This window comes from Domibacillus antri (genome assembly GCF_001936625.1).
In the GTDB taxonomy this organism is placed as follows: Bacteria; Bacillota; Bacilli; order Bacillales; family Domibacillaceae; genus Domibacillus; species Domibacillus antri.
Map to the genome: position 1 here is coordinate 38,300 of NZ_MSDU01000008.1, position 19,103 is coordinate 57,402.

Sequence of the window (19,103 nt, forward strand, 5' to 3'; positions counted from 1 at the left end):
TGTTAAACCGCCACTGGTGCTTTAATCGTCGGATGCGGTTCATAACCTGTTAACGTCATATCTGTTAATTCCATCTCAAATAATGGTTTTTGTTTGGTTAACTCAAGTTGAGGCAGTGATTTTGGCTCTCGTTCCAGCTGCGTTTCCACCTGCTCCAAATGGTTCGTATAAATGTGTGCATCGCCGATTGTATGCACAAACTCCCCCGGTTCAAGGCCGCACTCGTTCGCAATTAAATGTGTCAATAGCGCATAGCCGGCGATGTTAAATGGAATTCCGAGGAAAACATCCCCGCTGCGCTGATAAAGCTGACACGATAATTTTCCATCTGCCACATAAAACTGAAACATTGTGTGACACGGCGGCAAAGCCATTGACGGCACATCTTCCGGGTTCCAGGCAGAGACAATTAAACGGCGGGAGTCCGGTGTTTTTTTTATCATGCTGATCACATCAGCAAGCTGATCGATCGTTTCCCCGCGTGATGTCTTCCATCCGCGCCACTGACGGCCATACACATCACCAAGTTCACCATATTTCGCCGCAAACGATTCGTCCTGAAGAACACGCTGTTTAAACGATTCCATCTGCTGGTTGTACTGCGCCGCAAATGACTCATCTTCCAATGCCCGGCGGCCAAAATCGGTCATATCCGGCCCAGCATAATCCGGACTTTCCACCCATCGTTTAAAGGCCCACTCATTCCAAATGTTGTTGTTATGCTGAAGCAAATAACGAATATTCGTATCGCCTTTAATAAACCAGAGCATTTCAGAAGCGATCAATTTAAACGGCACGCGCTTTGTTGTTAAAAGGGGAAAGCCATCGGCTAAATCAAACCGCATCTGCCGGCCAAATACGGAAATGGTCCCTGTTCCGGTCCGGTCTTCTTTTCGATTGCCATTTTGTAAAATATCCCGGCATAGATCAAGGTACTGCTGTTCACTCGCACTCAAAAAAAGTCACCACTTTCTATCGTTCCAAAATGAAATTTCGCTGTTTTCCGAATGTGCTGCTGAAAGCCAAAGGCGGCAAACCGCTGCGAGCGGAAATGATCTTTCAGGACGACGCGCTTCCGAGCAATCCGTTTCGCTTCATTCACCGCGTCCATCGTCAAATCGGCATATGACGCAAACGAACGAAGCGGTGCGATGCCGTCTGAATCAATCGTTTCTTCAAACATCGGATCAAAATACACGACATCAAACGAATCATCCGGAACCGTTTGTAAATACGTATGATAATCCGCCGTCTTCACATGGATACGGCGCATCGCTTCGATTAAATCCGCCGGTCCTTCCGTCCATTTCCCCAGTCCCTCTTCCACGATCCGCGCCACCGCTTCGCTTGCTTCAATCGACTCTACACGTCCTTTTACACCGACTGCGTACGAGGCCGTCATACTGTCTACCGCCGGTCCCATCGTGCAGTCTAAAAAAGACATGCCAGGCTCCAGTCCGCATGCCTCGACGAACGCGTCCGGTTCGTCGTTCATAAGCCGCTTCACGCGAAACATCGCGGACCCGGGATGAAAAAAGAACGGGGAACGTCCAGATAAATCATATAATTCCATTCGCTCTTCCGTTACAAGCAGCACTGGACATTCGTAAAAAGCAGCCAGCTTTGCGACCGACTGCTTTCCGCGTTCCACATACGGCACACGAAATGATTCCGCTTGTTGTGCCGCTCTTTTTTTCACATTGCCACCTGCACGCTGTGATGTCGTAACAATCACTGGCAATGAGCATCAAACGCCGCTGTTAAATTGCCGATAATCGAACCGAGGTCGTGTCCTTCAATTTCATGACGCGGTATAAAATGAACGACTTTATTACCTTTTAACAGCGCCATAGACGGCGAAGACGGTTCAAATTCCGGCATCCAGGCGCGCATCGCCGCTGTTGCTTCACGATCCTGTCCGGCAAAAACCGTTACCAGACGGTCCGGCGCATGTTCGTTCATAGATGCCTGAACAGCGGCCGGACGGGCCAAACCGGCTGCACAGCCACACACAGAATTAATGACGACAAGCGTTGTTCCTTCTGCGTTTTCCATAAATTCATTCACTTCGTCTTCCGTTGTCAATTCCATAAAACCGGCATTCCTCAGTTCCTCACGCATTGGCACGACCATTTGTTTCATGTATTCTTCATATGCATTCATTCTTTATTCCTCCTTATTATTTACGGGATTCCGTCATTTGCTTCCAGACAGAACCTTTTGCTTCTTCTCCGCCTTCAATTCGTTCTATAGCCATGAGCACCTGCATTTTCACTTCAAACTCCGGATCATCGGCCGCTTCTTTCAATGCAGGCAGAGCGGATTCGTCCGCTGTTTCATATAAAAACATGGCCGCCCGCCAGCGGACAATTTTGCTTTTATCCTTTAAAGCGTGAATCATTTCCGGGACTGCTTCGGCAAAGTCAAGGTCGGATAGACAGTCACCGGCTGTCCGGCGAACTGTTACCGCCGGGTCCTTCAGTGCTTTATAAAGTACCGGCAATATACGCGTATCTTCAATCATACCGGCATACACAACAGCCAATCGGCGTATTGCCGCTTTTTCATCATTTAATGCGGCCTCCAAAAGAGCCATATCAGATAATTCCGGATCAGGCATTTGCTCTAAGCTTTGATAGCGTTTCCGCCAGTCGGATTCAGAGAGCCATTCGTTCACATCCGGTTTTACGCCGTGTTCCTTATGCTGAATAAGGGGCCCGCCTTTTCTGTCTGCTTCAATTATACGATCAATACGTTCTTTCGGATAGGCCGCCATCACTTCTTCTAATAATTCCGGTGCAATCTCATCCAATTCACCGTAGCGGACACCGAATTCCTGCCATTTACGTTCTAAGATGTAATTGTCCCCGTCTTTTGTCAATTGTGCAAAAGCGGCCTGACAGTAATCCGGAAGTGCCACCCGTTTCTCTTCGTCCGCTGACACAAGCTTCAGCTGAAGCGGTACACCTTTGTACATTTGGATAAACGTTTCGACTTCCCCAAAATGGTCAAGCTCTGGTTTTCCCACTTCTGATTGGCCGTCTCCTTCACCAAACGCCGCCCGCACTTTTGGCAGAATCTCCTTCCAGTCGTAGCGGCCGTTCCGTTCAAGCGCGATAAAATCCGCGACGTGATACACGCCTTTAACACCTTCAATGCCTAGTATCGCTTTAATTACATCCGGTGCTCCGTCTGCTGAATCCGGTTTATAATTTGTGCTTTTCCCGGCAGCCAGTTCTTCATCCAAAATGATTTTCATCGTATTCGGGCTCGGCGTCGGTTCCATTTTTAAAATTCTCATGATTGACTCCTCCTCCATTTGTAAAAAAAACCGCCCGTACCGCGGACGGATTACTCTTTATTTCGCATTTGCACTTCTTTCAGTGCGGTCATTCGTGCCGGATCTTCCTCAAAAAATTCCATCAAATCCGCAATGCGGTTAATGGAATCCCAGCTTAAATGATGTTCGATTCCTTCAACATCATTATAAATATACTCTTCCTTCACCCCGATCACCGACAAAAACCGTTCGAGCAGATCGTGACGTTCAACTAAACGCCGGCCGACTTTCTGACCCTTCGCCGTTAATACGAGTCCGCGGTACCGCTCATACACAAGGTATTCATCTTTATCAAGCTTCTGCACCATTTTCGTCACAGATGAAGGATGGACAGACAGCGCCTCGGCAATATCCGATACACGCGCATAGCCTTTCGTTTCAATCAGCAAATAAATCTGTTCTATGTAATCCTCCATACTCGGTGTCGGCATGTGGATACCCCCTGACATTACTCATCATTAAAATTCTACTATAAGAGCGCAGTGCGGACAAGGAAAAAGCCGGAACAGGTCCGGCTTATGATAACTTATCTCCATACTGCTTTAACTTTTCTCCAACTGTGCATTCCGAAATACAAAATTTATGAGCAGCAATCTTGCCTTTTTCTTTCCGCAGTGCGGCTTTAACGAGGCAGTCTTTGCAATACATATTCAACAGGTCTTCCACTTCATTCAATAGCTCAGTTCGGCTCAACGTCACGTTCCACCTTTCGATTACGTCCCGATTTCGGCATGACTGTGTATGTCTACACCATCAAGAGCCTGCCGGGCAAGCTGGTCAGCCTCTTTATTGTGCCTTCTATCAATCGGTTTGTAAAGCGGCTTGATTCGCATTTCCCTTAATTTTTCTTCAATGCGGGTCAGAAAGCGCGCATGACTTTCTTCATAGCATGGCCACTCTCCGCGCAGCTGATTTAAAACCGTAAGCGAGTCCCCTGATATCGTGACCGGCTGGTTTCGCACACCGATATCTTCCAGTTTGTTTATTGCGAATGCGAGTGCTGCGTATTCCGCCTCGTTATTGGACTCAAGCATATCCATCGGCGCATTTTCGCGTATGCGGTACTTTTTGCCGCCTTTTGAATAATAAATTGCCGTTCCGGCTCCCGCCTGTCCTGTTGCCACATCGAAACTGCCGTCAAACAACACGGTAATTTTTTCAGGCTCTTCATCCATTTTCTCATTAAGTTTTTTAAATTCTTTCAGCGTCCATTCATTCCCGAGTTCATCGAAAATCGATACTTCCTTCGCGCGTCCTGTTTTAAACAGGTCATCCGCTGTTTTCAGCACAATTTGCCGGTCAACAGGCTCCGATTCAAAAGTCATTTGAACGCCTTTAAAGCTATATAAAAAGCGGATTGTCATTTGCATTTATAAACCTCCTCCCTTTAAAATGAATATAAGATTGGGGGGGGTAGTTCTATGTTTGAAGTGTATACAGACGGCGCATCCACGGGTGACCCGGGGTTGGCTGGTGCCGGAATTGTCATTCGTCATGATGGTAAAACAGAGCGATATTCGATTCCGCTCGGAGAATGCGATACACACGAAGCCGAATTTACGGCCGTGATTAAAGCGCTCGAATTGTGCAAGGAAATGGGCGCTGCAACGGTTTCGCTCCGCAGTGACTCCCAGACCGTTGTCGCCGCCATTGAAAAACAATACATACATAAAGACCGATACAAACCGCTGCTTGCAAACATTTTAACATTAGCAGATGAATTCCCGCTATTTTTCGTGAAATGGATTCCGTCAAAGCAAAATAAAGCCGACCAGGAAGCGAAAAAAGCGATCAGGGCAAACCGTTAAACGACAACAAGGCGGTTTCGTCCCGTCCGTTTTGCTTCATACAAGGCCTTATCTGTTTTATCAATAAAGTCTTCAAGCGGCTCACCATCATACCGCGACATGCCGGCACTGATCGTGACCGGCACTTTTTGTCCATTATATTCAATATCCAGTTTCTCCACGCTGCCAATAATTCGTTCAGCGAGCGCCCGCCCATCTGCTATGGATGAATGGATACATAAGACCGCAAACTCTTCTCCACCAAGCCTGACAACCGCATCCGTTTCCTGAATATTCCGCTGTATCGTTTCCGCTGTTTTTTTCAAAATCAAATCTCCGCACACATGACCATGTGTATCATTCACTTTTTTAAAATGGTCCAAATCCAGCAAAATAAGCAAAATAGACACATCCTTTTGCCGGCTTAGCAACATCGACTTGTTTATAGATTCTTCAAAAAACCGGCGATTATGCAAACCTGTCAGCGCATCGACATGCGTTAGTTTTTTGATTTCGGCAAGCGCTTCCTCGTACTTTAACCTATAGTACGCAGCCGTTAAAAAAATAGCACCATTGACGACTGTTCCGCCGATTAAATAAACGGATTCCGCCGCCGACCAATGACCGATTATAATTTCAGTTGTATATATAAACGTCATAAACAATCCGCCCGATAAAATGGCCGTTTTCCATGTTGGCCGTTTATGAATAATCATCAATAACGGGACAATGAACAAGGACCATATGAGCGGCACGTGGCGGCCCTGAATAATCCACACATCTAGGACAACCGGCAGAGCGGTCAGCATAATAATGACCCCTATATGTAAAAACTTCATTCATATGCTCCCCCCTTTTCCGTCCCAAGCTTCCTGAATTTTCAAGTGTTTTTCTTTATTATGGCATGTCCTAACGTTTACTGCCAGTTTTTTTCTAGCTGTTTTGAACTAAAAAGAGCCAAACAAAGCATGGATTTATTCTATTCTTTGAAGGATAAAAGGAAGCACCTGTTCTTGCCGGGATGATGATATAATGGTCATGCAAAAACAGCGACGCGATGACAGCCGCCGAAGGCACTTCATTGTTAAAAGAAGGAGATAATAAAACGTGGACAACCAAACGTTACTATTAATAGACGGATTTAATTTATTAAGCCGCGGCTACTTTGCCACATCTTACGGCAAAGAACCGGAACAGCTGACGAAAAGCAGTAAAGGCGTGTATACAAACGCTTTGCGAATATTTTTTCAAAAGACCTTTCACCTTATTTCTCAATATAAGATGACCCATCTGGCTGTTGTGTGGGATGTCAAAAAGGATGAAACAACCAGAAGATTAAAACATGACTTTTATAAAGCCACCCGCTCTGATTTACCCGACCCGTTAATCCAGCAATTTGAAACGTGCAAAGAGGTGCTGGAAGGCATCGGTATTCAACAAATATCGGTTCCTGCCTACGAAGCTGATGATGTCATTGGCACATTAGCGAAGAAATGGTGCAAGAATCAATATGGTCATTGTTACATTTACAGCAACGATAAGGATTTGTTTCAACTTTTAAGTTCAAATATTTCGCAAATCATTGGCGGTAAAAAGGGGGATTCTGTTTATTCATTACAGCATTTTCAGGATGACTACTGTATTACACCCGAACAATGGATCGATGTGAAGGCGCTTCTTGGTGATAAAAGCGACAACATTCCCGGCTGCCCTGGCATCGGAGAAAAATCCGCATTGCCATTAATACAGCTTTATGGATCGATCGAGCATATTTACGAACAAATGGACGTGCTGGACCCGCGATTCAATCGGTATAAGAACAAGCTCATTGAAGGAAAAAACCTGGCATTCATCAGCAAAGAATTATCGGCCATCATCTGCCAAATGGACGAATTAAATGCGTTTCTTTTTGATGACCTGCAGGTGAAGATTTTAAAAGAGAGGGTAATGGCCGAATTCAATGAATTGGAACTCAAAATGAAATATGCGTAAAGCATCATTCACATAAAAAAATGAAACCAATGGTTTTTTTTAACGTAGATAAGAAAAAAGAAGAGAGAAGGGTTCATATGTTTAAAAAAATCATTAAGCGATTGCTGAATCAAAAATCTTATCACCGGTATTCAAGCAGCGATTACCGGCATAAAAAACATTCTCATCACCCATCAAAATATGGACATCACTATTATAAGAAAAAGCGAAAATCCTATAGCTCATACAGCAGCTGATGGGGGTAAAAAAGATTCTTTCGGAACTCTTTGAACGCCCGCTGAAAAAAAATAAACTGATTCAAAACCGATATAGGATTAACCGGTTTATCGGTAAAGGCAGTTACGGCATCACTTACAAAGCAACGGACATTAAAACAGGCCGATCCGTTCTTCTGAAACAGCTAAGGAAAAGAAAAAGGAAAGACCCTGTCAATCTCGCGTCTTTTCAGCGGGAAGCGGACTTTTTAAAAACATTCGATCATCCTTCCATCCCTTGTTTTGTCGATTTTTTTCCAGATGAACATCACCGGTTTCTTGTCATGGAATACATTGAAGCAGCTAATTTTGAAGAGCTGATTTTTAATAAAGAAAAGACATATAACGAAAAAGAAACTTTTTCTATTTTATTGAATGTGCTTGACGTCATTCAATACTTCCATCAGCAAAACGTCGTTCATAGAGATTTGCGCATCCCGAATATTTTGTGGAACGGGAACCAAATTTATGTGATTGACTTTGGATTAGCAAGATCGCTGGAAGATCAAGATGAAGCCTGTCCTAAAGAAAAAGAAGAAAACAAACTATTTCGGGAAATATCGGTCAAAAGCGATTTTTTTGCCCTCGGTCATTTTGTTCTTTTTCTCTTGTATTCCCAATATGAGCCTCAATCAAAAAAAGAAAAAAGCTGGGAAGAAGAACTGGTGCTTTCTGAAGGGGCAAGAAATGTGATTCGAAGGATGCTTCAGCTCGATCAGCCATATGCCACAGCCGATGAACTTATTTTTGATGCAGAAAACCTTTTTGCCTCTGATAAAGGGACTAGCAGTCTTAAAAACTAGTCCCTTTCATCCACCCTACATTCAATGCTTATTATTAATTGCAATGAGTTCCTGATGAACAAGTTTCAGCGCCATCTTTATCAATTTGAATGGTTACATGATGCAAATGATATTCATCATGCAGCAGCTTTTTCGCTTTTGATAAAACCAATTGGTCATTAACATCCGCATGGACAACTAAATGACAGCTGAGAGCCGGAAAATCGGATGTAATCGACCAAACGTGGAAATCATGAACGTCCTTCACCTCACGCAGAGACAGCAATGTGTTTTTCACTTCTTGAGTGTCCAGATTTAACGGCGCGCCTTCCATCAAAATATGGAATGAATCTTTTGTGACCCTGTATCCGCTGATAATAATTAAAACAGCCACAATAATGCTGGCAATTGGATCCGCCAGATTCCAGCCGAAAAACATGATGAGCAAGGCGGCCGCAATCGCCCCGACGGAACCAAGCATATCCCCCATAACATGTAAAAAGGCACTTCTCACATTTAAATTTTCATCCTTGTCGCCTCTCATTAAAATAAAGGCGGCCGCAATATTCACGAGCAGCCCCAAAGAAGAGATGATTAACATCCCCGTACTGACAACTTCAGGAGGATTCATCAACCGTTGGTAAGCTTCAAAAAAGATATACATGGAGATGGCAATCAATGTCATTCCGTTTATAAACGCCGCCAAGATTTCAAAGCGTTTATACCCGAATGTTTTTTTGTTGGAAGCGGCTCTTTGTCCAAAAGTTAAAGCAATATAGCTCAGACCTAATGCCGCTGCGTCACTTAACATGTGCCCCGCGTCCGAAAGCAGCGCCAGACTATTTGTCACCAGACCACCAATCACTTCCACAATCATGTAGGAAAAAATCAGGAAAAACGCCCATTTTAAAGCAGATTTATTGCTGCTTCCGTGATGATGACCATGTGTGTGAGAATGCCCCATATTCCTTCACGCTCCTTCTGTCCATTGTCCGCCGCGAAAAATCAAAGAAACCCGCTTTAAACTAGTTTATTCACCTTTCTCTTTTCCGGTTTTCAGAAACAAAAATATCATGAAGATGCTGATCAGCGTAAACGCTGTTAGTGCCAAAAACGGAATCGTCACAAAGCCGAACCAATTAATGTACTGCACATTACATGGAACACCCTGAACACATGGCTTCACTGCCGCAAAACCCGGCACCTTTTGCACAAGGTAATGATAGAAAGAGACCGCCCCGCCAATTAGAGACAGCGGAAGTACATATTTCTTTAAATGAACATCGTTATAAAATGCCGCAATGCCTAAAATAATGGCCAAAGGATACATAAAGATTCTCTGAATCCAGCATAGCTCGCATGGAACAAGCCCTTTGATCTGACTGAAATAAAGGCTGCCAAGCACAGCGGTAACGGAAACGACCCATGCTGCGTATAAGGCGTACTTTTGAATAAAAGATCTACTCATTGTCCGCTGACCCTTCTTCTATAAGAGAGACGATTTTTTCATAATCAAACGGATCTTCGAGCATAACCCCGTCAATGATGATGGTAGGCGTAAATGGAACATTATATTCTTTTACTAAACCGTCATCTTTGCTCACTTCTGCCGCTGCGGATGTTCCTTCTTCATTTAAATCCGCTTCCAGCTGCGCTAGATCAACATTCGGGGCTGTTTCCGCTGCGATTTCTTTCAGTTTTTCTACTGTCACCCACTGTTTATCGTGTTCCTGCGTTGCCGGCTGCGCATCGAACACCGCTTTATGGAAAGACCAGAAATTTTCAGGGTCTTGTTCGAAGACGGATTCAGAGGCTAACGATGCCAAGATAGATTCATTCCCATGAAACAGCACATTAATATAGGAGAAAGTTGCTTTCCCTGGGTTAACATAATCTTCAATCAATTGAGGATAGACCGTTTCCCCCCACTGTTTGCATGATGGGCACTTGTAATCGCCAAACTCGACAATCGAAACAGGTGCCTCCGCATCGCCCAGAGTCGGCTGTCCCTCAATAGGAGGATGCCCTTTGCTGTTCATTGTCTGTCCGGTTTCCTGCGCTGTTTCATCTGCCCTGTTCAATAACAACACCAGGCCGGCAATCACAGCGAAAAGAATAAGTGTTCCAATCACCATTTTTTTACTGTTTTTCATAAAGTACCTCCACTTTTTTGTATATGTTCGGCAATGTATTTTGCATCATGCCCCACCCCTTGAAGAAGTGCGGAACCACGCCGGTACTGCCACGGCAGGCCTAAAAAATATAAACCCTCTATTTGTGTAACCCCTCTTTGATGAACGGGCCGCCTCTCATCATTCAGAGCCCCTTTCACTTCCAGCCAACTGTAGTCGGCAGTAAAACCGGTTGACCAGATAATGTTTTGGACTTCAAGCGCAGAATGATCCTGAAACCGTATCATTGTGCTTTCTCCATCTACAGCTCTGCTCTTTTGAATCACTGCCCCGCTTGCCAATGCATCTTTTAATTCCGTTCCGAAAATAGGATCTCCGCCCGCCTGTATCTTTTTCCCAATCCACGAATCCCGCGGAGCCTTATATATGCCAGCCTTGTCAAACCACCAAAAGATGCTTTTATTTCCGATTTTCATCGGGAAAAACGTCATTTTTTGACTGACCGACAAGTACGTTTCCCGTTCATTGGACAATTCCACAGCAATTTGGGCTCCGCTGTTGCCGCCGCCTACGACTAATACATTTCCCTCTACTAGATCAGCCGGGTTCTTGTATTGGGAAGAATGCAGCTGCAGAATATGCGGCGATAAGTACCGGGCAAAGCCCGGAATATTTGGCGTCTGGAAAGGACCGGATGCGATCACCACATTCTCCGCCTCATACTCTTGATCATTCGTTTGAACATGAAAACGGTTATGTTCCTTCCAGACACGCGTCACTTCAGTCTGCAGCTGAACCGGAAGCTGAAACGCCACCGCATACAGCTTTAAGTATTGAGCGATTTCATCTTTTGCCGGAAAATTGTGCGGATCCCCTTCCAGTGGGAGGCCGGGTAAAGAACTGTACATTCTCGGTGTAAACAACACTAAAGAATCATATCGTTTTCTCCACTCATCCCCAATTTCATGATTTTTGTCTAAAATGATAAACGATTGATTGAATTGCTTCAGGTAATGCCCCATCGCCAGTCCCGCCTGTCCGGCACCGATAATGACAGTCTGATACATATGAACACCTCACCACTATTGTACCAAGATCCGCCTATTAATCAAATATTCATTTGATTGTTCAATTGACAATTTTTCGAACTCAACATACACTAAACGTATACAATCAAACAAATATTTGAATGAAGGTGAGTCGAGTGGCAGAAAATTCAAAACGCAAACAAGCTGACGATACTTGTGAAACCCCTTGTTTTAACGAAGACGTCGTGGAACGGGTGCAGCCAAAAATCAATGAAGTTGCCGGTGTTGAATTGCTTTTCAAAGCATTATCCGATGCCACACGTTTGAAAATTGTGTACGCTTTAACGCTTAAGAAAGAGCTGTGTGTCTGTGATGTGGCGCAACTTATTGGTTCCACAACAGCCACTGCGTCTCATCATTTGCGTCTCCTTCGAAACATGGGTCTCGCTAAATACCGGAAAGAAGGCAAACTCGTTTACTATTCAGTCAAAGATGATCACGTCCATCAGTTAGTAAGCATTGCACTTGAACATTCCAGAGAGGATGGAGAACGATGAGTGAAACGAAAAACGTCTATCGCCTTCAAGGGCTGTCCTGTGCCAATTGTGCAGCGAAGTTTGAAAAAAATATCCGGGACATCCAAACGGTTGAAGATGTCCAGTTAAATTTTGGTGCATCCAAAATAGCCATTGTTGGTGAAGCTTCGGTCGAGCAGTTAGAAGTAGCCGGCGCATTCGACGGCATCAAAGTTTTTCCGGAACGTCAAAAATTCAAGGAAGAAAAGATCCCTTTTTGGCAAAAACGTGAAAATAAACACACCATCGTCTCTTTGTTTTTTCTCATTTTCGGTTATATGGCTGTCTTTTCCATCGGTGAAGACAGTCCAGCTACAATCACCTTATTCGGTCTTTCCATCTTAATTGGCGGTTATAACCTGTTTAAAGTTGGATTGAAGAACTTGAGCAAACTTGAATTTGATATGAAAACGCTCATGACCGTGGCAATTATTGGAGCGGCCATCATCGGCGAGTGGGGAGAAGGGGCTGTTGTCGTCTTTCTCTTTGCCTTGAGTGAAGCATTAGAAGGCTATTCAATGGACAAAGCCCGTCAGTCGATTCGTTCTTTAATGGATATAGCCCCGAATACAGCGATCATTAAACGCGGGAACAATGAATATGAAGTAGACGTAGAGGATATTCAAGTCGGCGACATAATGATGATTAAACCCGGTCAAAAAATAGCGATGGATGGTGAAATCATAAAAGGCCAATCTGCTGTTAACCAGGCGGCTATCACGGGTGAATCGATTCCTGTTCATAAACAAACCGGGGATGAAGTGTTTGCCGGATCTTTAAATGAAGAAGGCTTTTTAGAAGTTTGCGTAACGAAGCTGGCAGAAGATACAACCATTGCCAAAATCATTCATTTAGTGGAAGAAGCACAGGCTGAACGGGCTCCTTCACAACAATTTGTCGATCAATTTGCCAAATACTATACACCTGCGATCATGGTTATCGCGCTTTTGACTGCCATCATCCCTCCCCTTTTTATGGGCGGAGAATGGTCAGAGTGGATTTACCGCGGTTTAGCCGTCCTTGTCGTTGGCTGTCCTTGTGCACTGGTCATTTCGACACCGGTGGCGATTGTTACCGCAATCGGAAATGCAGCCAAAAACGGGGTTTTGATCAAAGGCGGCATCCATTTGGAAGAAACGGGCCGTTTGAAAGTCGTCGCGTTTGACAAAACCGGCACGCTGACAGAAGGAAAACCAGAAGTAACCAACGTCGTTTCTTTTTCTGATAGCAGTGAACACGATATTTTGGCTATCTCTGCGGCCATTGAAACTTTCTCTCACCATCCGTTAGCTTCTGCTGTTTTACGAAAAGCGGATAAAGAAAAAGCGGATAAATATACAGCAGATAATTTTCAGTCCTTTACCGGAAAAGGGGCGAAAGCGGTTTTAAATGGAACGGAGTATTTTATTGGAAGCCCCATTTTATTTCAAGAAATGATGTCGATACCGCAGGACGTTCAGAAACAAATTGCCGGCCTTCAAGCGCAGGGAAAAACCGTTATGCTGATCGGCACAAAAGATGAAATAAAAGGCGGCTTATCCGTCGCAGACCAGGTCAGAAAAAGCAGCTTGTCCATTATTCAAAAGCTGCAAAAACTCGGCATCGAAAAAACCGTCATGTTAACGGGTGATCATCAGGCGGCAGGAAACGTAATCGGCAGCCAGCTGCATGTAAGTGAAGTGAGAGCGGAGTTATTGCCTGAAGATAAGCTTGCAGCTGTCAAATCGTTGCGGGAACAGCATGGAAAAGTGGCCATGATCGGGGATGGAATCAATGATGCCCCGGCACTCGCGAGCGCGACAGTCGGTATCGCAATGGGCGGGGCCGGTACGGATACAGCTTTAGAAACGGCGGATATTGCTTTAATGGCTGACGATTTAGAAAAGCTGCCATACACGATTGCTTTAAGCCGGAAAACGCTCAACGTAATTAAACAAAACATCGCATTTGCCTTTGGGTTAAAACTATTAGCGCTGCTCTTTATCATTCCAGGCTGGCTGACCTTGTGGATGGCGATCTTCGCGGATGTGGGCTCGACATTGATCGTTGTCCTCAACTCATTGCGTTTAATGAAAACAAATTATAATTAAGGAAACATAATGGAATGGCAAAAAAGGGATGTCTCAAAAAAATCATCGAGACATCCCTTTTTCCCTTCTATAGCCGGATTTTTTGATTTTGGGCCGGTTTTCTTCCTCTTTTGGCCGGATTCTTGATGAATCCGGCCCTCATGTTGTATAAACTGGCTGTCAAATCAACAAATCGGCCTAAATGAGCTATAATCCAGCCATCGGTTCATAAGGAATAGCCATTTTTCTTGGATTTGTCTAATTCCAATACGTTTTTAACCGTTCCCTTTTATATCACGCTTTTCTGTTTCCACCGGACGTGTTTCATCGCTCGACCATTCACTGTAGCTGCCCGGATACAGCTTTACATTTGTGAAGCCGGCCATTTGCATGGCGATGACGTTCGGCGCGGCGGAAACACCTGAACCGCAGTACACGATCACAGGGGCGTCTTTGTCGATTTTTTCAAAGCGTGCCTGCTGCTCTTCCGCTGATTTCCACGCTGTACCGTTCAGTCCTTCGGCAAAAAAGCGGTTGATTGCGCCGGGAATATGGCCCGGCACACGGTCGAGCGGCTCTGTTTCACCGAGATACCGTTCCGGTGCGCGGGAATCGATTAACAGGGCTGAGCCGCTTTTAGACGCCTGAATGACTTCCTCTATTGATGCCCGCATGTCTTCCTGAATGTTCAATGAAAATGAAGCGGAGCGGCGCACAGGTTTTTCAACTGTCACAGCATATCCTTTTTCCAGCCAGCCGGCGAACCCGCTGTCAAGAATATGGACATCATCGTGTCCCGCGTATTTCAGCAGCCACCATAGTCGGCCGGCAAACATGGACACACCATCATCATAGGCCACGACAGTTGAATCATTGGACACACCGCAGCTTTCCAGAAACGATTGAAATTCGTTCATGTCCGGCAGCGGATGCCGTCCTCCCCCATTCCCTTTTTCTCCTGATAAATGATGGTCGAGGTGTGCATAATAAGCACCTGGTATATGATTCTGTTCATATAATGCAGCGCCTTCAGCAGGATTCATCAAATTGAAACGGCAGTCAAAAAGAACAATATTTTTATCTTCAAGGCGATCATGAAGCCCTTCTGTCGAAACGATCATCGGCGTTGCTCCTTTTCCATTAATTTTCTCACATTGTCTTTCGGGTTCCAGCAATGAAACCGGTAGCCCGGATTCGTGTCGAACCCGAGCCGGCGGCATTTATAGTACATTTTTCCCGCTGTCTTGACCGCTTCAAAATGGCGGCACGTTGCGCATGCGTGGAAGCGCGTGTTAGGAGGCGGATTGGATGTCACGGAGAATCAGCTCCCACGCCTCAATATTTTCGCTATGTTCAAGAACATCCATCCAGGCCGTAAACTGTTCGTTGACATCAAGAGAAGCCGCTTCTTTCACCCTTTCCATCCCTTCATCTATTAACCGGAAGGCATTCGACTGCAATGTTTCTTTTTGATCGGCTAAATACACATCCGCCAACGCTTCGATCATCGTCTGCAGCTCTTGCATCATTACTTGCTTTTCATTTTTTTCAAAGAAAGCACGGGCATTTTTGAACAGTGAAAGCGGCTTGGCAAATGGTTCACGCGGGGCGTCCGTAAAGGCTGTGTCAAATTCCGGTATGATAAGCTTTGGTGCTTCCGGGGATGACAAAAGCAATTCTGGCTCAATCATCGCGGCTTTATTGATGAGGCGCGCCTGCTTTTCCTGAAGCAGCTTCACACCGTGATTTTCAACGCGGATCGATGTCGCCCGCATTTCTTGAGCCAAATCATAGCCGACAGACTCCAGCAGTTCGTTGAGCGCTTTTTGGAGCTGCTGTTTTACGTCTCCCTGTCCGTTCAACACGGCCGGGTTAAAGGATTCTTTGAAAAAGTCTGAGAACCGATAAAACACTCGCTGTTTAATGTAGTACACAAGTTCATCCAGCTCTTGCGTCATCCGCTTTTTCTCGACATCTGTATGTTCGGAATCAATGGCTCTCTTCATCCGGCTCCATTTATCTGTCAGTTCCTGTTTCTTTTGCGCGCGGTTATCCCGGTTGTCTTTCGCCGTTTCGATTAACTTTTCAAGCTGAAGCACACCTCGTTCCACTTCCGCTTCCGCTGACTGCACCGCCATCGATGCAAGATCATTTGATAAAAAGGTGCGGAACGGCTCTTTAAACTGCTCCATGCCGGATTGCGGGTGATCCCACTCGCCGCGCGAGGCTTCTTCTACGGCGAGCATACTCGATACGCCATACAGACGCGGAAAACGGATGCCGTATTGAAGCAATTGATCTTGCACGTATGTCTTCACTTCATTTAGTTCCTCTTCGTCAGCCGCCAAGTCAATCGCGTTAATGATAAAGAACATTTTATCCAGCTCAAACGCATCTTTAACACGGCCCAGCTGAATCAAAAATTCGCGGTCCGCTTTTGAAAACGCATGGTTGTAATATGTCACAAACAAAATCACATCGGAATTTTTAATATACTCAAACGCAACCCCTGTGTGGCGGGCGTTAATGGAGTCTGCTCCAGGCGTGTCCACCAGCGTAATGCCAAGACGGGTAAAATCACAGTCGTAGTATAAATCAATCGAATCGACAAAGCAGCTTTTCCGCTCGTCTGCGACATATTGCTTGAACGTATCCAAATCGACGTTCATTGTTTCGCCTGACTGCCCTTTATAATCATCATAGCCGGCACGAAAAGCACGCAGAAACGATAGATGAATTTTTTCTTTCCCTTCTCCTTCGTTCGCCGCAAGCACGTCCGGCACAAGATTGTATGCGTCATCCAAAGAGGCTGCATGCCGGTCAAATAAACCAAGTGACGCATTAACATCGGCAAGCATCATGAAACCGGTCTTTAAATGAACATCTGCTGTCCGATGCTCTTTTCCATCCGCCACTGGGTGAATACGGTTTACGGCAGCTGTTGTCGGATTTGGGGAAACAGGCAAGACTTTTTCGCCTAACAGCGCATTGGCAAATGATGACTTTCCGGCTGAAAAGGCACCGAATAGGGCAATCGTATACGTTCTGTTTTCAAGCCGCTCCGCTTTTTGAACGGCACCGTCAATAAATCGCGCAAAGCCGGGTACACCATCAAGACGGGCCGCCAGATGGCGCAGTTTTTTGACGGTTTTTTCCGCATCTCCAGCCGGCACTGCTTCCACAGCAGCCGCTTCTTCAACAGACCGTTCTTCTTTTCGCACTTCTTTCATATCTTCCTGACCGGTATAAACTGACGCATGTTCAGCCTCTGCCCGCCATTTTTCAATGAGTTCGCCCATGATGGATGGCATGTCAGGATCCTCTGCGATGATAGTTTCATTCAGTTCCGTCTCCCGTGTCATGCGTTCACGATCCAGCGCTTCAAGTTTTTCTTTTGCTGCGAGACGCTCTTTCCATATTCTGTAATCAGCGGCCAGCTTCTTATATTCCATTTCAAACTGTTCTGTCAAAACAGGTGCCGCTTCTGTTTTCCATCCGTCCGATACGGCACGGGCGCGTTTTTTTATCAGGCCGGCGACAGCTTCAGAGTAATTCAGCACTGCGTCTCCTGTCACGCCGGCTCCCGGCTTAACCGCTTCCGTAATGACAGACGCATCGACCGGAACGGACAGCTCTTCTGCTTTTAATGCCAGTGACGGATCATCCAGCCCGCTTTCTTTCAGCCAGGAAGCCGTCACCTGCCGCACATGCCATTCAAGCTGCGCTTCCGTCTGCTTTTTCAAATCAGCAGTCAATACAGCCAGCCGGTTCTCACGCTCTTCTTCTGTTTTCTTTTTCGCAAACAGCATCCCCACTTTAAACTCGGGGCGTGTCGACTCTAAGTAACTGCGGGCAAGCTCACGTGTGGAGGCCGGCATTAAAATCGCATTTTTTAACACATCATCCCGCTTTTGATCATATTGCTTCAGCCAAAACGCCGCATCCCGTTTTTCAAGCTCTCCGCGCAAAGCCGATTCTTTCTCTTCAATAGAAATCGTTCCCGCTTCTGAAACAATCGCTTCAAAAGCCGCCTTCTCTTCTTTTTGCTGCTCTGACATCCATTCAAGATGCTCATGGACGAGCCGGTTCATCATCGTTTCCGCTGACTGTTCGGATAATGATTCCCGGTTCGCCATACTGTCATGGATGAGCTGCTTCACTTCGTCAAAATCATTGTACGGTAAATCCCGCTTCCGGAGACTTGTAAAGAAAAACGCTTCCGGCTCTACATTCCATGTTGCAAACGAGTCATACACGGACTGGCGGAACGAATCAAGCGACAGCTCTTCTTCTTTATGCTTATCAATCTGATTAATGATTAAATACAGCTTCACACCGTGAGACAGCAGCTCTTTCGTGTAAATAAAGTTGAGTTCTGACTGCACATGGTTGTAATCCATCACGTAAAAAACCATATCGGCTAAATGGAGCGCGGATTCCGTTGAAATGCGGTGCGCGTCATCTGTTGAATCAACACCTGGTGTATCCATGACCGTCACTTCAGCAGGCAATTGAGACGACGCGTGCCCGATTTCAATCGATGCGACATCATCGCCGTCTTTGGCAAATTTTTTAATATGTGCAATGTCATACGGGGCCTTAAATATGAGCGGCCGGCCATTATGATAATGAATTTTCGCAAAATCTTCTTTCGCGGGTTTAATTTTGACGAGATTGGCACTCGTCGGAATCGGACTTGACGGCAGTAATGCTTCCCCCGTTAATTCATTAATCATTGTTGACTTTCCTGCCGAAAAATGGCCGCAGAATGCAACGATAAATTCATTGTCATGCAGTTTGCGCAAAAAGAGTGCGGCTTTTTCCGCCCGTTCTGTGTCTTCATTATGTATAAATTGTTTGTATAAATGTGCGGTGCGTGCACGAATTGTTTCCATCGTGCGTCGTGCTGTCGATGTTCCCATAACCTTTTCCATCCCTTCGATGTAGACACCTTTTTTCATTATTGTAAACGATTTTTCAGAAATAAAAAAGGATACAATGAAACGCAGTATGCACTCGTTTCATTGTATCCTTTATATCGTTTATCTTTTTAACGAAGGCGCTCCTGCATCATTGGCCGTGCGATCCAGCACATATTTCATTACTCCAGCATACACGGCAACAGTCGCCGACACAAATAACCA

General features: G+C 45.4%; 20 protein-coding genes. 5 read left to right on the forward strand and 15 right to left on the reverse strand.

What is annotated here, in order from left to right; genetic code table 11:
* Nucleotides 1-2: 2 nt before the first annotated feature.
* From BTO30_RS04220 to BTO30_RS04250, 7 genes are all read right to left on the reverse strand, one after another.
* Nucleotides 3-956 carry a thymidylate synthase gene (locus tag BTO30_RS04220; RefSeq protein ID WP_075397474.1) on the reverse strand — a complete coding sequence of 318 codons (954 nt, stop codon included), beginning with the start codon at nucleotides 954-956 and terminating at the stop codon, nucleotides 3-5.
* Nucleotides 953-1,699: a class I SAM-dependent methyltransferase gene (locus BTO30_RS04225; RefSeq protein WP_245796327.1), complete on the reverse strand. Its 747-nt coding sequence runs from the start codon at nucleotides 1,697-1,699 to the stop codon at nucleotides 953-955. Before BTO30_RS04225 ends, BTO30_RS04220 begins: the two co-directional genes overlap by 4 nt.
* Before the next feature lie 32 nt (nucleotides 1,700-1,731).
* Nucleotides 1,732-2,163: a BrxA/BrxB family bacilliredoxin gene (locus BTO30_RS04230; RefSeq protein ID WP_075397476.1), complete on the reverse strand. Its 432-nt coding sequence runs from the start codon at nucleotides 2,161-2,163 to the stop codon at nucleotides 1,732-1,734.
* A gap of 16 nt (nucleotides 2,164-2,179) precedes the next feature.
* Nucleotides 2,180-3,301 carry a conserved virulence factor C family protein gene (locus BTO30_RS04235; protein WP_075397477.1) on the reverse strand — a complete coding sequence of 374 codons (1,122 nt, stop codon included), beginning with the start codon at nucleotides 3,299-3,301 and terminating at the stop codon, nucleotides 2,180-2,182.
* Nucleotides 3,302-3,351: 50 nt separating this feature from the next.
* On the reverse strand, nucleotides 3,352-3,771 hold the full coding sequence (gene mntR / locus BTO30_RS04240; protein ID WP_075397478.1) for a transcriptional regulator MntR: 420 nt from the start codon (nucleotides 3,769-3,771) through the stop codon (nucleotides 3,352-3,354).
* An 85-nt stretch (nucleotides 3,772-3,856) separates the two neighbouring features.
* Nucleotides 3,857-4,033 carry a zinc-finger domain-containing protein gene (locus BTO30_RS04245; RefSeq protein WP_075397479.1) on the reverse strand — a complete coding sequence of 59 codons (177 nt, stop codon included), beginning with the start codon at nucleotides 4,031-4,033 and terminating at the stop codon, nucleotides 3,857-3,859.
* Between the two features lie 20 nt (nucleotides 4,034-4,053).
* Nucleotides 4,054-4,710, reverse strand: coding sequence for a reverse transcriptase-like protein (locus BTO30_RS04250; RefSeq protein WP_075397480.1), 657 nt, complete (start codon nucleotides 4,708-4,710; stop codon nucleotides 4,054-4,056).
* Nucleotides 4,711-4,761: 51 nt separating this feature from the next.
* Here BTO30_RS04250 and BTO30_RS04255 point away from each other — a divergent pair, with 51 nt between their 5' ends.
* On the forward strand, nucleotides 4,762-5,148 hold the full coding sequence (locus BTO30_RS04255) for a ribonuclease HI family protein (protein WP_075397481.1): 387 nt from the start codon (nucleotides 4,762-4,764) through the stop codon (nucleotides 5,146-5,148).
* Here BTO30_RS04255 and BTO30_RS04260 read toward each other — a convergent pair.
* Complete coding sequence (locus BTO30_RS04260; RefSeq protein ID WP_075397482.1) at nucleotides 5,145-5,966, reverse strand: GGDEF domain-containing protein; 822 nt, start codon at nucleotides 5,964-5,966, stop codon at nucleotides 5,145-5,147. The genes BTO30_RS04255 and BTO30_RS04260 overlap by 4 nt on opposite strands.
* Before the next feature lie 268 nt (nucleotides 5,967-6,234).
* Here BTO30_RS04260 and BTO30_RS04265 point away from each other — a divergent pair, with 268 nt between their 5' ends.
* Nucleotides 6,235-7,119 carry a 5'-3' exonuclease gene (locus tag BTO30_RS04265; RefSeq protein WP_075397483.1) on the forward strand — a complete coding sequence of 295 codons (885 nt, stop codon included), beginning with the start codon at nucleotides 6,235-6,237 and terminating at the stop codon, nucleotides 7,117-7,119.
* A gap of 235 nt (nucleotides 7,120-7,354) precedes the next feature.
* Nucleotides 7,355-8,176 carry a serine/threonine protein kinase gene (locus tag BTO30_RS04270; protein ID WP_075397484.1) on the forward strand — a complete coding sequence of 274 codons (822 nt, stop codon included), beginning with the start codon at nucleotides 7,355-7,357 and terminating at the stop codon, nucleotides 8,174-8,176.
* Nucleotides 8,177-8,210: 34 nt separating this feature from the next.
* On the opposite strand, the gene BTO30_RS04275 is transcribed toward BTO30_RS04270, so the two are convergent.
* From BTO30_RS04275 to BTO30_RS04290, 4 genes are all read right to left on the reverse strand, one after another.
* Nucleotides 8,211-9,119: a cation diffusion facilitator family transporter gene (locus BTO30_RS04275; protein WP_075397485.1), complete on the reverse strand. Its 909-nt coding sequence runs from the start codon at nucleotides 9,117-9,119 to the stop codon at nucleotides 8,211-8,213.
* A 66-nt stretch (nucleotides 9,120-9,185) separates the two neighbouring features.
* Nucleotides 9,186-9,623 (reverse strand): disulfide oxidoreductase, encoded by a 438-nt coding sequence (locus BTO30_RS04280; protein WP_075397486.1) that lies wholly within the window; start codon nucleotides 9,621-9,623, stop codon nucleotides 9,186-9,188.
* Nucleotides 9,616-10,308 (reverse strand): DsbA family protein, encoded by a 693-nt coding sequence (locus tag BTO30_RS04285; protein ID WP_075397487.1) that lies wholly within the window; start codon nucleotides 10,306-10,308, stop codon nucleotides 9,616-9,618. Before BTO30_RS04285 ends, BTO30_RS04280 begins: the two co-directional genes overlap by 8 nt.
* On the reverse strand, nucleotides 10,305-11,354 hold the full coding sequence (locus BTO30_RS04290; RefSeq protein ID WP_075397488.1) for a flavin-containing monooxygenase: 1,050 nt from the start codon (nucleotides 11,352-11,354) through the stop codon (nucleotides 10,305-10,307). The genes BTO30_RS04285 and BTO30_RS04290 overlap by 4 nt, the downstream gene beginning before the upstream one ends.
* Before the next feature lie 137 nt (nucleotides 11,355-11,491).
* On the opposite strand from BTO30_RS04290, the gene BTO30_RS04295 reads away from it, so the two are divergent.
* Complete coding sequence (locus BTO30_RS04295) at nucleotides 11,492-11,872, forward strand: ArsR/SmtB family transcription factor (protein ID WP_281248582.1); 381 nt, start codon at nucleotides 11,492-11,494, stop codon at nucleotides 11,870-11,872.
* Nucleotides 11,869-13,980, forward strand: a complete 2,112-nt coding sequence (locus BTO30_RS04300) for a heavy metal translocating P-type ATPase (protein ID WP_075397490.1) — start codon at nucleotides 11,869-11,871, stop codon at nucleotides 13,978-13,980. Before BTO30_RS04295 ends, BTO30_RS04300 begins: the two co-directional genes overlap by 4 nt.
* Nucleotides 13,981-14,234: 254 nt before the next feature.
* On the opposite strand, the gene BTO30_RS04305 is transcribed toward BTO30_RS04300, so the two are convergent.
* From BTO30_RS04305 to BTO30_RS04315, 3 genes are read right to left on the reverse strand one after another with little or no spacing between them, the layout of a single operon-like run.
* Nucleotides 14,235-15,080, reverse strand: a complete 846-nt coding sequence (locus tag BTO30_RS04305) for a sulfurtransferase (protein ID WP_075397491.1) — start codon at nucleotides 15,078-15,080, stop codon at nucleotides 14,235-14,237.
* Complete coding sequence (locus BTO30_RS04310; protein ID WP_075397492.1) at nucleotides 15,077-15,274, reverse strand: hypothetical protein; 198 nt, start codon at nucleotides 15,272-15,274, stop codon at nucleotides 15,077-15,079. Before BTO30_RS04310 ends, BTO30_RS04305 begins: the two co-directional genes overlap by 4 nt.
* Nucleotides 15,252-18,881: a dynamin family protein gene (locus BTO30_RS04315; protein ID WP_083632292.1), complete on the reverse strand. Its 3,630-nt coding sequence runs from the start codon at nucleotides 18,879-18,881 to the stop codon at nucleotides 15,252-15,254. Before BTO30_RS04315 ends, BTO30_RS04310 begins: the two co-directional genes overlap by 23 nt.
* Nucleotides 18,882-19,103 lie beyond the last annotated feature (222 nt).